We start from the raw sequence: 13,549 nt of genomic DNA on the forward strand, positions 1-13,549 counted from the left end.
GCGTCATTGTGGGACCATGACTATCCAATTCTCCCCCACAGCCATCTCACAACTGTCCTGCGTCCTCACCTCGCCGGGGTGCGCCAATACATTAGGCCCATCACTGACCGCCGAGGCAGTAGAGGAACTGATACGCGTCACCTCCTCCGCCCAGCGCCTCCGCGCACGCCACATTGATCAGCATGTGCACGAAGTGCGCAAGCTTGGACGCACCTTCGAGGAAATCGACCATCGTTTAGCCCGAGCGTTGGAGGGCTAATGCGTACACAAGCAGCTTTACTTCCACAATGGCGGGCATCATCGCTTGCTGAACTCGATCAACAGTCCGCCCACGTCACCGCGATACTGTCCGACACCGTGGGCGAGAGTTTCGCAGCAGCCCTCAGCCGCTTCACTAGACTCCTTGATCACACGCCAGAAGACCGCCTGCACCGAGCAGTAACTATCCTCAATCTCACTGCAGAGAGCGTGGATCTGCTCAACACGCTGTTCGACCGCAGCATCCTCGCCTCTGCCCTAGTACGTGACGTCCAGTCCATGGGACGCGTTCTTGATTTCGCCTGTTCACGCGCCATCCTTGCGCTGTGCACGGAACAAAGCGATGCAGACTTTGGACTCGCAGACTTCTCCTCGCTCACGTCCCAAGAGATCCATGAGTTCAATAGCATCAGAGCACCAGAGGAAGTACGCACTATCCTGGCGCGCCATCCTGACGCCACTCTGCTCGAGGTCAGCGAGAACACTATGGTGCTGGCGTTCGGCGATATTGACTCCGCCGACCACATCACCACCATCATCCCCGGTGTTGGTTCGCAATGGGACACGTACGCCTCCGTGGCCAAGGACTTTCATTCAGGTGGCGCCACCATCATGTGGTTTGGCTACACCCCGCCCGCATCTTTGCCCGCAGGTGTTGCAACCCAACCCGCCGCCGTAGGCGGCGAGAACCTGCACGCATTTCAGGATGCACTGCGGGCGCGAACCGACGCGGAGCTCACCGTGATCGGCCATAGCTACGGTTCCGTGGTGGCGGGCCACGCGGCGTCGGAAAGCAGCCTTGCCGCAGATACGCTGATTCTGGCCGGCAGCCCTGGCGTGCCCAAGGACCTCAAGAACGATCGCGTGGTTGTGGCACTCACGGACGCTGACCTGATCACGTTCACCACAACCAACCGCGTTGCCATCCACGGGGAGGACCCCGCACTTAATCCCCGTTATGAGCAATGGCGTTTCAGCGGCGGCCACTCGGATTACCTGAATAATCCCGAGTTTCGTGAGCGCGTAAAAAGCCCCGCTACCTCGAACGCCATGGGGTGAAAGGGAACCCAAAAAGGTAGCGGGGCTCACATCCCACCATCACCTGGTGGGAAGACCAAAACTAGCCAGTGACTAACTGCCGGCGTGGGCCAAACCTGGCGTGCACTGGATACTTAGTGCAGCGACCGCACCCGCAACAACGTAGGTACGCGCGGATAACCGCACCGGCCTCTTTTGTGACCCACAACACTGCGCGAGCACAAGACTAGCCTGAGCTAGGTACGTGATCCACCTTTACTTTTACGGGTGTAAGCGGGCTAAAAATTTGCACGATTTTAACCACACCCAATCATGCTGCCTGAATGTCTGCTAAGTGGAGCACAACAAATCTGCTAACCAACACTGCAGCGGGGGTAGGCACCAGGTATGCATTCCGTGAGCAGTGCTTCGACATTGGGAGATCATCGCGGCGTTCAGCTTTAAGCTGACGTACTCAAAGGGAGTGTGCGCCAGGGGTGTTCGCAGCCACCAGCGTCAACCAACGCCAAAGCCCCCGTTCACGCTTATGAACGGGGGCCGGCTCCACGTTAGGTCGAGCTATCTGCGCTTACCTCTGCGCGGTTCCCACATCACTACTGCGGTTGAGCGTGGGACGTGGACGATTTCACCACGCGGGCGTGCTGCTTTGCGGCGCAACTCTTCGAGCTCCTCACGCAGGCGAGCATTCTCATTCTTAAGCTCAAGAATTTCCTTAATGCCCGCCAAGTTAACGCCGTCTTCTTGGGAGAGCCGTTGGACGGTACGCAGCATCTCCACGTCATGACGCGAATACCTGCGACCACCACCGCGAGTGCGCTGTGGGGTAACCAACCCCATGCGGTCATAGGTGCGCAGAGTCTGCGCATGCATGCCCGCAAGTTCAGCTGCCACCGAGATCACAAAGACCTCGTCTTTATCATCAGAAGCCATTGTTTCACCTCACTTAGTTTCCTGCCCAGCCTGCTCGTGGATCGAAACCAGAGTCCTTCTCCGCCTGAGCATACGCACGCAGTGCAGACATTGCAGCCGCGTCGAGCGAAGACGGAACCGTGGCCTTGACCTTGACCAATAGGTCACCGGCTTTGCCGTTTCGCTTAGCAATGCCTCGGCCGCGGACGCGGAGCACCCGGCCATCCGGGGTGCCAGCTGGGATCTTAAGTCGTACAGCCTGATCCAAGGTAGGAACGGAGATGGTGTCACCTAGGGCAAGTTCCGCAAAGGAGACGGGAACCTCAACCTCAAGATTGTCACCATCGCGTGTGAACACCTTGTCTGGCTTGACCTGCACGTTCACAAAGAGGTCACCAGCTGGTGCACCATTTGGGCCAGCCTCACCTTGGCCAGCAAGGCGTACCTTTTGCCCATCAATCACGCCCACTGGAATGCGGACCGTAATTGAACGGGTGCGGCGCACCGTTCCCGTACCCGAGCAGTCAGCGCACGGATCCGTAATCTTCTTGCCGGTGCCGTCACAATCAGTACACGGAGCGCTAAAGCCAAAGGCACCACGGTTCTCGCTCTTGAAACCAGTACCCGAGCAGGTACCACAGGTGGATGTCTTTCCAGACTTAGACCCTGAGCCATGGCAGGTGCTGCATGGGGCGTCTCCCGTTAGTTGGATCGGGATCGTCGTTCCCTTAGCCGCTTCGCGGAATTCAAGGGTGATGTGCGTTTCGACGTCTGCCCCTCGCGTCGGCCGAGTTGGGCGGCTAGGACCAGCGCCGCGGTTGAAAATGCCACCGAAGATATCCCCAAGACCACCGTCTTGATGGCCTCCTCCGCCAAAGATGTCGGAGAAGTCGAAGTTCTCTTGCGTGCGAAACCCGCCGGGAAATCCGGCGCCTCCGCCCTGGCCACCAAAACCTGGGAAGCCACCTCGAGAGATCATCGCCCTGAAATCGTCATATTCTTTACGCTTGGCTGGCTCACCAAGCACATCGTATGCCTCAGCTACCTTCTTAAAGCGCTCCTCCGCTGCCTTATCCCCCGGATGAGAGTCAGGGTGATTCTCGCGTGCGAGCTTGCGATAAGCCTTCTTAATATCCGCCTCGGAGGCGTTCTTACTCACCCCGAGATCTTTGTAATAGTCCTTTTCTGCCCATTCTTGCTTCGGCGCCATAGTTTCTCCTCATCGGACTCACCGTGATGTCACAGATGAGACCTAGTTTTCTAAATAATTTTCGCTAGTTAATTCAACAAGTGCGGGAGTGATAAATTCCCACTTCCGCAACAAAGTTGAGTCTACAGGGCTAAAGGTTGTGGGCGTTAACTGCGTTCGCTGACAGCGTTATACGCCCGTGCTCCCAAAAAGCACCGCGAACAACTCCCTACATGCACACTGAACAGCACTTGCACGCATGGATACGTGGGGTTTGCGCGCAAGAACCAGCAACGGCATCTCCTTTCGCCGCGGTGCAACCACAGCCCCTAAAGGCAGGGCAACCACTGAGTCTCAGCGTGCGCTACCCTGAACATGGGCTACGTAGTGGACGCTGGCGCCTAACTCGGCACCAGCTCAGAGCTAAGGGCAGTGGGGCCTTTACACCCCCACTGCAAGCGTCTGCACGGTACCTCATCAAAGTAATTGACTAGCACATAAAAAGGATTGACATGCATATTGCAATTGTTGGCGGCTCGCAGGGCACCGGCGCAGCGTTGGCGGTTATCGCCCAGGAGCAGGGCCATGACGTCACCGTTATCTCGCGGTCCGGTAACGCACCCCACGGCGCGAAGGTGGTTAAGGGTGACGCCAGCAACTCCGACGTAGTCAAGGATGCAATTGCTGGAACCGACGCCGTTGTTGTCACCGTGGGCGGCGCAAAGGGCGCGGACAAGCCGCGCACCCAGATCACCAAGGCCGTCATCGAGGCCATGAAGGACTCCGGCCCACGCCGACTCATCATCCAGTCTTCTCTGGCGGCGGGCGATTCCACCCAGCAGCTGCCACCGTTGCTGCGCGCCATCACCCCGCTAATGCTGGCCAAGCCGCTCGCTGACCACAACGATCAGGAAGCAGCCGTCCAGGTCAGCGACCTAGATTGGACCATCGTGCGCCCAGCGGGCCTGAAAGACGCCCCTTCCAAGGGATCATGGAAGGCTCTTACGGTAGATGAGCAGGGCACGTTGAGCGGCACAGTTCCCCGTGCCGATGTTGCAAAGTTCATGCTGGAGGCTCTAGCGAATGATGACACCATTCACAAGGCCTATGGAGTTTCCTCCTAAAAGCACAAAAAATCTCCCTTCCGCCGCTCACAAGCGACAGAAGGGAGATTCTCTTATTCGGCGTCCTCAGTGCGCGGATCCGCGATGATCACCATGGCGGTGCGGAGCAAGCGGTCGTCATCAAGCATGTAGCCCTTGCGAAGCACAGTACCAATAGCCTTCTCATCGCCGGAGGAGAGGTCCTGGACTGCTTCATGGCGCTCAGGATCAAACTCGTCCCCTTCCACACCGAAGGACTTGACCTTCAGGGTAGTGAAGATGGAGATGATCTTGTCATGGAACGCCTTGACAGGTCCTTCCAAATCACCGTGCTTTTCTGCCAAATCCATATCATCCAGAATTGGCAGGAGCTGGGTGATTACCTGCGCCTTAGCATTGTCCACGCCTACCTTGCGCTCACGTTCGGTGCGGCGACGGTAGTTCGCGTACTCGGCGGACAGGCGCTGGAGATCCTCCGTGCGCTCGGCGAGTTGCTCTTCGAGAGTTGGCTCGGCCGGTGCCTCATCGGCTGCTTCCTTCTCCGCCAATTCGGCGTCGATGTCAGCTAGGGCCTCGTTAATGTCAGATTCCAAAGTAGGATCCAAGTCTGCGGTATCGGTCTCCTCAGCAGAATCTTGGGCCTCACGCGCCTCCTCGGCAGCAGCCTCAGCCTGCTCGGCGGAGGTTGCTTCCGGATCAGTGTTGAGTGGATCGCCTGGATTATCGGCCATACCGTTTTCTTGGGTCATTACTTCTTCTCGTCTTCCTCGTCGACTACCTCGGCGTCAACAACGTTGTCATCCTGTGGTGCCGCTGCACCCTCGGCACCAGCGTTAGCTGCCTCAGCCTCGTAGATAGCCTTGCCCATTTCCTGGGACTCGGTGTTCAGCTTCTCAACAGCAGCCTTGATTGCCTCGATGTCGTCACCCTTGAGTGCTTCATCAACGGCATCTGCAGCCTCGGTAACCTTGGTCTTGACGTCCTCAGGGAGCTTCTCGCCGTTCTCCTCCATGAACTTACGGGTCTGGTAAGCCACGGACTCAGCAGAGTTACGGGTCTCCTGCTCCTCGCGGCGCTTCTTATCCTCTTCAGCGTGAGCCTCAGCGTCCTTGACCATGCGATCGATCTCTTCCTGAGACAGACCGGAGCCGTCCTGGATCTTGATGGTGTTTTCCTTGCCGGTGCCCTTGTCCTTAGCGGTGACGTGGACGATGCCGTTAGCGTCGATGTCGAAGGTGACCTCGATCTGTGGGATGCCACGTGGGGCTGGGGCGATGCCACCCAGCTCGAAGGAGCCGAGGAGCTTGTTAGCGGAAGCCATTTCGCGCTCACCCTGGAAGACCTGGATCTGTACAGAAGGCTGGTTGTCTTCTGCGGTGGTGAAGGTCTCAGAACGCTTGGTTGGGATGGTGGTGTTGCGCTCGATGAGCTTGGTCATCACGCCACCCTTGGTCTCGATGCCCAGGGACAGTGGGGTGACGTCAAGAAGAAGAACATCCTTGACCTCACCGCGCAGAACGCCAGCCTGCAGCGCCGCACCAACGGCAACAACCTCGTCTGGGTTTACGCCCTTGTTTGGCTCGCGGCCACCGGTCATTTCCTTAACCAGCTCAGAAACTGCTGGCATACGGGTGGAACCACCAACCAAGACAACGTGGTCGATGTCATTGACGGAGATGCCTGCATCCTTGATGACCTGGTTGAATGGGGTCTTGGTGCGGTCCAGCAGATCGCTGGTGATCTTCTGGAACTCGGTGCGGGACAGGGTCTCATCCAAGAAGAGTGGGTTCTTCTCAGCATCAACGGTGATGTAAGGGAGGTTGATGTTTGCAGACTGGGAAGAAGACAGCTCAATCTTTGCCTTCTCAGCAGCCTCGCGCAGACGCTGTGCCGCCATCTTGTCCTTGGACAGATCTACACCGTGAGAGGACTTGAACTTTTCAATCAGCCACTCAACAATGCGGTTGTCCCAGTCATCGCCACCGAGCTCGTTGTCACCAGCGGTTGCGCGGACCTCTACAACGCCGTCGCCAATCTCAAGCAGGGAGACGTCGAAGGTGCCGCCACCCAAGTCGAATACCAGGATGGTCTGCTCAGCCTCGCCCTTTTCCAGGCCGTAAGCCAGAGCTGCAGCGGTTGGCTCGTTAACGATACGCAGAACGTTGAGACCAGCGATCTGGCCAGCGTCCTTGGTGGACTGACGCTGCGCATCGGAGAAGTAAGCAGGAACGGTAATAACGGCATCGGTGACATCTTCACCCAAGAAAGCCTCAGCGTCGCGCTTCAGCTTCATCAGCGTACGAGCGGAGATCTCCTGAGGGGTGTAGGTCTTATCATCGATTTCCTTGGTCCAGTCAGTGCCAATGTGGCGCTTGACGGAGCGAATGGTGCGGTCAACGTTGGTAACTGCCTGGTTCTTAGCGGACTGGCCCACCAGAACCTCGCCGTTCTTTGCAAATGCAACAACGGAAGGGGTGGTGCGAGAGCCCTCAGAGTTAGCGATAACCTGAGCTTCGCCGCCCTCAAGAACAGCTACACAAGAGTTAGTGGTACCGAGGTCAATGCCTACTGCGCGTCCCATTATGATTTCCTCCAAAGGTAAATTGTTTTCGTTTTAACAAGTTGATAGCCATCGGCTCAACTTCCGAGATTCATAGTACTCACGAACTAGAGCCTGTGCCACTCAACCTGACAATAGATGTAACTTCCAAACCGGAAAAGTTGTTCCCACCCGACTCAACTTTTTTTCAAAAAATCCTATTATTGCAGTTCAGAGGGTAAAAAGTTTTTTCACGAGGACAGCTCCCTCGACGCATCTACCTTACTTTAAGGTTGAGTCAGGCAGACTCAACTTTAACGGGGAGCCTGAAACCATCGGACCAATTCCCCCGCATCAGCCCACAAAAGTTCATCAATAGACAATTACAGTTCGACATCAGTTTCTCTTCTGGTTGTGTTTAACCTAAATCTTTGTGGCAGAGTTGTTGAATTATGAACGAAAACGAAATTCAACCAAACAGCCCCGGAAACCAGGGCACAACAGAGTCACAAGACTTTGCCGATGTCCTCGATGAGAAACTCACAGACGAGGAAAAGATTAATAATCCCGCTTACGTTTCTCCGCAGAACATCTCAGAAAAAGTTGACCGCGCCGTAATCCTGGGCAAGGACGGAAGATGGGCAGCCGGGTGGGCGCTGCGCTTCCTGCTTATTGTTGCCGCCGCAGTGGTGGCATGGAAGGGCCTCGCCATTCTTTGGCCCGCAGTGCTGCCAATTTTCCTAGCGCTGCTGATCTCCACCGTCCTGTGGCCTCCAGTGCGTTGGATGCGTAGCAAGAAGGTTCCAGCAGCACTCGCCACCCTCATTACGATCATTGGCTTCTTCGCCATCATCATCGGCGTATTCACCGCCATTGCACCGATGGTCGCCAGCCAGTCCAAGGATCTTGTTGCCAAGGCGCAAGACGGCATCAACCAGCTAACCCAGTGGGTACAGGGACCACCGCTGAACCTGGATACCTCACAGTTTGAGGGAGCCCTGAGTGAGATCACGAGCTTCCTGCAGGGCCGTTCCTCCGATATCGCCTCTGGCGTTTTCACTGGCGTGTCTGCCGCAAGCTCCATTCTGATCACCGGAGTCTTGGCACTGGTACTAACCTTCTTCTTCCTCAAGGACGGCACCAAGTTCCTGCCAACCATCCGCAAGGCTGCAGGCCCTAATGTGGGCTGGCACCTGTCTGAGGCCCTCACCCGCGTATGGAACACGCTCGCAGGTTTCATTCGCACCCAGGCCATCGTGTCTCTTGTTGATGCAATCCTGATCGGCATCGGCCTCTTGGTACTGAACGTCCCACTGGCTCTAGCACTGGCTGTGATCACGTTCTTCGCCGGCTTCATCCCTATTGTCGGTGCATTTACCGCTGGTGCACTGGCAGTTGCTATCGCGCTGGTATCCAACGGCTTCACCAACGCTTTGCTGGTGCTGCTGCTGATCATCTTGGTTCAGCAGCTCGAGGGCAACGTTTTGCAGCCAATCCTGCAGTCCAGCGCCATGAACCTGCACCCAGCAATCGTATTGCTCTCCGTTGCTCTGGGATCTACCCTGTTCGGCGTTGTGGGCGCGTTCTTGGCAGTGCCTGTGGCCGCAACCGTTGCCGTTTTGATCCGCTACCACCTAGAGATTGTGGCCCTGCGCGCCGGTGAGATCACCATCGATGACATTGAGATGGCCACAACGGCCGAGTCTTCCACGGCCAAGGACCCGATGGAGACCTGGCACAGCTTCGTAGGTCGACTCAATAGCATTGCAAAGCGCAAGCCGATCAAACCACTAGGACACCCCAAGTCCGCGAAATCTACTTCTCCCACGAAGGAGTAACTAACAAAGAACCAGCCCGCGGGCTGGTTCTTTTTTTATTTGCGGCTGTAGGTCTTACCCGGCACAGGCTTCGGTATGAGGCGGTCTAGGCTGACCGGTTCAAGGCCCTTGGCGCGGAGACCGTCAATGATGCAGCTGACAGCGTCCACCGTGGTGGCGTGAATGTCATGCATGAGGACAATATCGCCGGCCTGTGATTCATTCACCGCTACCCGGCAGGTGCGAGCAGGATCGCGGTATTTCCAATCCAAGGTGTCGATCTGCCACATGGCCAGTGCCATGCCCTTGTCTCCCGCAGCTCGGGCCACGGTTGGGTTGGTGGCTCCGTACGGTGGCCGCATCCAGCGCGGAGCACTGCCGGTGTTGCGTTGGATGATGTCATTGCCCTGCTGGATTTCTTGAGCAACTTGTTGGTAACTCAGCTGGTTGAGCTGCCGGTGGGTCATCGAGTGGTTGCCCACCGTCATCCCGCTGTCGGCCATGCGTTTGAGCATGCCTGCGTTCGATCGCGCGTTGGGCCCCACCACAAAGAAGCTCGCCTCGGCATTTTTTGCGTCCAGCAGATCCAGAAGGCGGGTTGTGTGCCCAGCAGGACCGTCATCGAAGGTAAGCGCTACGCAGTTTGTGCAGTCAGCAGGCGTGGCTGTGCGCCCCGCCCTGGTCTTGGGCTTGTCTACCAGACCCAGATCCTTGGCCACACGTTTCACCACTGGGTTAGACTTCACTTCTTTTGGCAGGGTTCGGTAGAAATTCCTGGCTGCATCCTGAGGTACCTGCGAACTTTGCGCCGACGCCTGAGTGGTTCCGGAGGCAAAGATACCCAATGCCACTACCAGCGCAGCTGCGCGCCTCGATATCCCCATATGCTGACACCTTTCTACGTACCGCTAGGTCTGCTTGCAAAAAAGACCGAGCGCTTAAACCCCATCTGTCACTCTAGTAACAGGGTTGATCATAGTGGACAATGCCGCGGCTATTCAGGTGCGAAACTCACACCCCACGATCACGCACCCCTCTGGTGAAGAAAGGCTTTTTCAGGCAGGCTCCTCCACGACATGCTTGGCCACCTCCCAGAGCCACACGTGGCCCTAGACAGCACAATGGCCCCTTGCGGGGCCATTGTGCTGAACTTATGAGGTTAGTACGCCGTCAATTGCTTATCCCCAGATAGCGTTGAATACCAAGACGGAGATGGAGGAAACGATGGCGGCCGCTGGCAGGGTGATGACCCAGGCGAGCGCAATTGGCTTCATCAGCTTCCAGTTGGCAGCTCGGTTGACGATACCCACGCCTAGGACTGCGCCGATCAAGATGTGCGTGGAGGATACTGGCAGGCCTAGGAGTGAGGCGCCCATTACCACGCCGGCTGCCGCCAACTCAGCGGAGAAACCAGATGCAGGGTGCATCTTGGTGATGCCGGAGCCAACCGTCTTGATAACGTGGCGGCCAACGAACCACAGACCAGCGATCAGCGCGATACCACAGGTAACCAGCGCTGCCATTGGCACTGTCGCTTCAGCGTTGATGGCGTCCTCACGCAAAACGTCAATGACAGCGGAGAATGGGCCGATGGCGTTAGCGATGTCGTTTGCACCGTGGGAGAACGCGAAGGCACACGCGGTGAACACCTGCATCCAGGAGAAGATCACGAAGGTAGCTCGTGGGAGGTCTTCCTGATTCAGGGACTTGGCAAAGATGTAGGTGGCGATCCAAGTAATGGCACCAACCATGCCCATGATCATGTAGTTACCCACAGAGGAGATGTGCAGGTTCAGGTTGTCCAGGCCCTTGAAGAGCAGCATTGCCGCAATGACGATTGCACCGAATGCAGCCAGCGGCGGAACGAGGATCTCGAGCGCCTTGTGGGTGCGCACGCTCTTGGAGCGTTCATTGATGTTGTGAAGCGCTCGGTAGTAGCCAGACTCGAAGTCAGATGGCTTAACGTCCCTGCCTTCAGCAAGCTTCGCTGCATCGCGAGACATCTTGCGGGAGTACTCCAGCTGCTCAGCCTCAGAAAGGGCGTCAAAGTCACGCTTGAACTCGTCGTGCAGCTTAAGGCGCGCGTTCTTGATTTGACGGAGGGAATCTTCGGCCTTGTCGTTGTACGTGAGGATGTAGCGCTTGACTAGGCCGAACAGAATGAGGGAGGCGAGGCCACCCAGAACCGGAGAGAGCACCCAGGAAACGGCAATGGTGCCGATCTGATCCCACTGGACCATGTCCATGCCACCGATGTTTTCCACTGCACCAATGACCAGGGAAGCACCGACGATACCGCCGATGATGGAGTGCGTGGTAGAGACAGGCCAGCCCATGCGCGTTGCTATCAGCAGCCACAAGGACGCGCCCACCAGCGACGCCATCATAATGAACGCGAACTGGTTAGGGTTCAGATCAATAGCATCAAGGTCGACGATTCCGCTCTTCACGGTGTCCGTCACGGCACCGCCAGCAATGACGGCGCCGGAAACCTCAAAGATCGCGGCGATGACCAACGCTTGCTTCAACGTCAGCGTTCCCGCACCCACAGAGGTGCCGAAGGAGTTGGCAACGTCATTACCACCGATGTTGAAGGCCATGAAGATGCCGAAGGCAATCGTGGTGATGAGGATTGCCTTGTTAGCTTCTGGGCCAACAAAATCGAAGGACCACATGGTGAAACTGATCAAACTAACAACAAGCAGGCCACCGAAAGTGAGGTGCCATGCAAGGTCGTTGCCACCACGCTGCTGCGTTGGATCCATCGTCAAGGATTCGTGAGACATTCGGACTCAACTTCCAGATAAATAACAGGTTTCATTAACGAAGACACAATGGCCCCCTTAGGTGAACGAAAGGTAAACCACTACGGGGATCTACCCATTAATTCTGTACTTCTCTTGACGTTTTTGGAGGAGATGTGAACAAAACCCCACATCACCCAATTTTGAGGCTGTGAGGGATCACATGAATTGAAGCCGTTTCTCGCCCACCACCAACCACCCCCATTTGGGGAATACCCTTGTGGGGCATCGGCAGGCACATGACCAAGGCACAGAATCAGCTAATGGATTCCTTAACAAAGTTTCCTTGGCAGCGTTTGTGAACTGCCGCATCGTGAGCACGCTTCTTAGCCAGGAAGTAGCCGCGAGCGGTCAGCGCAAAGCCAGCGATGAGGATGCCGAAGATGAGAAATGAGGTGGAAAACGGCAGAGTGACCCCCACCAAATCCAAGACCTTCGAAATGTTCAACGCCACGATCACGGTTCCGACGAATCCACCGAGCACAATGGCATTGACGCGGCTGATCATCCACGCGGCAACCGGCGCCGCAATCATGCCACCCACGAGCAGCGCCGCCACGGCGGCTAGGTTGGCCATCAAGTCATTCCACAGGCCAATCATAAAGCCTAGGGTCGCCGCCGAGGAGACCATAAACTCAGCGGTGTTCACCGTGCCGACGATTCTCCGAGGCTCTTGTCTGCCGAGGCTCAGCAGAGTTGAGGTGGTCACGGGTCCCCAGCCGCCACCGCCGGTGGCGTCAACAAAGCCGCCCACACCGCCGAGCGCGATCAGGAATGGGCTAGAGTAGCTCTTTTTTGTACCTTCGCGGCGCACCCGACCGCGACTGAAACGCACAACCAAGTTCAGGCCAACAGCCACCAAAATTGCCGACGTCACCGGCGCAGCCACAGAGGTGTCAATATTAGATAGGAACGTGGCGCCCGCGAATGCCGCTATGGCGCCAGGAACGCCCAGCTTTAACACGATCTTCCAGTCCACGTTGCCGAACTTCCAGTGCGCGATACCGGATGCCAAGGTGGTACCCACCTCCGCGGTGTGCACCACCGCGGAAGCCTGCGCGGGGCCGAGCCCCGCGAGGAACAACAAGATGGTGGTGGAGGTGACGCCGAAACCCATGCCCAGGCCGCCGTCGACAAGCTGGGCACTAAGGCCGGCGATGGCAATGAGAATGAGTGTTTTCATGTCTTTCCTTTATGCAGCAGCGAAGCGGGAGGCAACGATGTCCGCGAGCGCGGTGGTCAATGGTTGAGAGGACGTAATACGCTTGTGCGCTGTTTGCTCAACCACGGGCACTCGCTCAAACGCACGATCCAGGAGCAATCCGTCCGTAATAAACAGCGGGAGGATGTGCATGAAGCGGCAGTCGAGAGACTCCGCCAGCCGTTGCAAACATCCCTTATCCGAACCGGTGGCCTTAATGGAGCTGACGTTATGCCCACTCAAGGTGGCTACCTGGGCGGCCAAGTCAGTGACTGCCTCGTTAGCCCGAGCATCGGAAGAGCCCACGCTGTACAGCGCCACATGGCTTCCTGCCGGCGCTTCTTCTGATACCTTCGCCGCCAACAGTTGGGCAAGATCTGCCCCAGTGCCAATGGAATCCACCAAGACAACCTTCATGCCGCTTACGCGCCGCGCCTCATCAATGGCCTGCGGGACATCAACTTTGTGGTGGTAGGCGGAGGTAAATAGGAGCGGAACAACCACGGCTTCGGTGAAGCCTTGCTCAGCCAGCCGCACACAGGTTGTTGTGAGGTCTGGCTCATTGAACTCGAGGTGAGCCGCAAAGCTGGGTGTGCCTGCGAGCTCCCCTGCCACGCGCGTCAGCGCACAGACTCCAGCTTCCGCGTGTGGATGCCGAGAGCCGTGCGACAGCGTGACAAGCGCCCTCACG

12 protein-coding genes are annotated in these 13,549 nt (G+C 57.1%); 4 read left to right on the forward strand and 8 right to left on the reverse strand.

Translation table 11 applies throughout. From position 1 onward, the window contains the following. Positions 1–16 precede the first annotated feature (16 nt). Positions 17–259, forward strand: coding sequence for a hypothetical protein (locus ACXM2N_RS10540; protein ID WP_458488497.1), 243 nt, complete (start codon positions 17–19; stop codon positions 257–259). Beyond that, positions 259–1,317 (forward strand): alpha/beta hydrolase, encoded by a 1,059-nt coding sequence (locus tag ACXM2N_RS10545; RefSeq protein WP_458488499.1) that lies wholly within the window; start codon positions 259–261, stop codon positions 1,315–1,317. The genes ACXM2N_RS10540 and ACXM2N_RS10545 overlap by 1 nt, the downstream gene beginning before the upstream one ends. A 537-nt stretch (positions 1,318–1,854) precedes the next feature. Here the strand turns inward: ACXM2N_RS10545 and ACXM2N_RS10550 are convergent. Together ACXM2N_RS10550 and dnaJ are read right to left on the reverse strand one after the other, a co-directional pair. Continuing rightward, positions 1,855–2,226, reverse strand: a complete 372-nt coding sequence (locus ACXM2N_RS10550; RefSeq protein WP_458488501.1) for a heat shock protein transcriptional repressor HspR — start codon at positions 2,224–2,226, stop codon at positions 1,855–1,857. Positions 2,227–2,239: 13 nt separating this feature from the next. Beyond that, complete coding sequence (gene dnaJ / locus ACXM2N_RS10555) at positions 2,240–3,415, reverse strand: molecular chaperone DnaJ (RefSeq protein ID WP_458488503.1); 1,176 nt, start codon at positions 3,413–3,415, stop codon at positions 2,240–2,242. Positions 3,416–3,906: 491 nt separating this feature from the next. On the opposite strand from dnaJ, the gene ACXM2N_RS10560 reads away from it, so the two are divergent. After that, the gene (locus ACXM2N_RS10560; RefSeq protein WP_458488505.1) at positions 3,907–4,518 is read left to right on the forward strand and encodes an NAD(P)-dependent oxidoreductase; all 612 of its coding nucleotides are present in this window, start codon (positions 3,907–3,909) and stop codon (positions 4,516–4,518) included. Between the two features lie 53 nt (positions 4,519–4,571). Here ACXM2N_RS10560 and grpE read toward each other — a convergent pair whose 3' ends face one another. Together grpE and dnaK are read right to left on the reverse strand one after the other, a co-directional pair. Further along, on the reverse strand, positions 4,572–5,246 hold the full coding sequence (gene grpE, locus ACXM2N_RS10565) for a nucleotide exchange factor GrpE (RefSeq protein WP_458488507.1): 675 nt from the start codon (positions 5,244–5,246) through the stop codon (positions 4,572–4,574). After that, a complete protein-coding gene (gene dnaK, locus ACXM2N_RS10570) occupies positions 5,246–7,078 on the reverse strand; it encodes a molecular chaperone DnaK (protein WP_458488509.1) in 1,833 nt (610 codons plus the stop codon). The genes grpE and dnaK overlap by 1 nt, the downstream gene beginning before the upstream one ends. Before the next feature lie 410 nt (positions 7,079–7,488). Between dnaK and ACXM2N_RS10575 the strand changes: the two genes are divergently transcribed. After that, positions 7,489–8,874: an AI-2E family transporter gene (locus tag ACXM2N_RS10575; protein WP_458488511.1), complete on the forward strand. Its 1,386-nt coding sequence runs from the start codon at positions 7,489–7,491 to the stop codon at positions 8,872–8,874. 35 nt (positions 8,875–8,909) lie between these two features. On the opposite strand, the gene ACXM2N_RS10580 is transcribed toward ACXM2N_RS10575, so the two are convergent. The 4 genes from ACXM2N_RS10580 to ACXM2N_RS10595 form a co-directional block, all read right to left on the reverse strand. Beyond that, positions 8,910–9,737, reverse strand: coding sequence for a polysaccharide deacetylase family protein (locus ACXM2N_RS10580; RefSeq protein ID WP_458488513.1), 828 nt, complete (start codon positions 9,735–9,737; stop codon positions 8,910–8,912). 294 nt (positions 9,738–10,031) lie between these two features. After that, positions 10,032–11,639 (reverse strand): inorganic phosphate transporter, encoded by a 1,608-nt coding sequence (locus ACXM2N_RS10585; RefSeq protein ID WP_458488515.1) that lies wholly within the window; start codon positions 11,637–11,639, stop codon positions 10,032–10,034. Positions 11,640–11,913: 274 nt separating this feature from the next. After that, the gene (locus tag ACXM2N_RS10590) at positions 11,914–12,840 is read right to left on the reverse strand and encodes a sulfite exporter TauE/SafE family protein (protein ID WP_458488517.1); all 927 of its coding nucleotides are present in this window, start codon (positions 12,838–12,840) and stop codon (positions 11,914–11,916) included. Between the two features lie 9 nt (positions 12,841–12,849). Continuing rightward, complete coding sequence (locus ACXM2N_RS10595) at positions 12,850–13,548, reverse strand: sirohydrochlorin chelatase (protein ID WP_458488519.1); 699 nt, start codon at positions 13,546–13,548, stop codon at positions 12,850–12,852. Between the last annotated feature and the right edge of the window lies 1 nt (position 13,549).

The organism is Corynebacterium sp. ZY180755 (assembly GCF_054331495.1).

Bases quoted from the DNA above. Each gene is read 5' to 3' on its own strand.
- ACXM2N_RS10540 (WP_458488497.1), top strand. From the start codon at position 17: ATGACTATCCAATTCTCCCCCACAGCCATCTCACAACTGTCCTGCGTC.
- ACXM2N_RS10545 (WP_458488499.1), top strand. From the start codon at position 259: ATGCGTACACAAGCAGCTTTACTTCCACAATGGCGGGCATCATCGCTT.
- ACXM2N_RS10550 (WP_458488501.1), bottom strand. From the start codon at position 2,226: ATGGCTTCTGATGATAAAGACGAGGTCTTTGTGATCTCGGTGGCAGCT.
- dnaJ (WP_458488503.1), bottom strand. From the start codon at position 3,415: ATGGCGCCGAAGCAAGAATGGGCAGAAAAGGACTATTACAAAGATCTC.
- ACXM2N_RS10560 (WP_458488505.1), top strand. From the start codon at position 3,907: ATGCATATTGCAATTGTTGGCGGCTCGCAGGGCACCGGCGCAGCGTTG.
- grpE (WP_458488507.1), bottom strand. From the start codon at position 5,246: ATGACCCAAGAAAACGGTATGGCCGATAATCCAGGCGATCCACTCAAC.
- dnaK (WP_458488509.1), bottom strand. From the start codon at position 7,078: ATGGGACGCGCAGTAGGCATTGACCTCGGTACCACTAACTCTTGTGTA.
- ACXM2N_RS10575 (WP_458488511.1), top strand. From the start codon at position 7,489: ATGAACGAAAACGAAATTCAACCAAACAGCCCCGGAAACCAGGGCACA.
- ACXM2N_RS10580 (WP_458488513.1), bottom strand. From the start codon at position 9,737: ATGGGGATATCGAGGCGCGCAGCTGCGCTGGTAGTGGCATTGGGTATC.
- ACXM2N_RS10585 (WP_458488515.1), bottom strand. From the start codon at position 11,639: ATGTCTCACGAATCCTTGACGATGGATCCAACGCAGCAGCGTGGTGGC.
- ACXM2N_RS10590 (WP_458488517.1), bottom strand. From the start codon at position 12,840: ATGAAAACACTCATTCTCATTGCCATCGCCGGCCTTAGTGCCCAGCTT.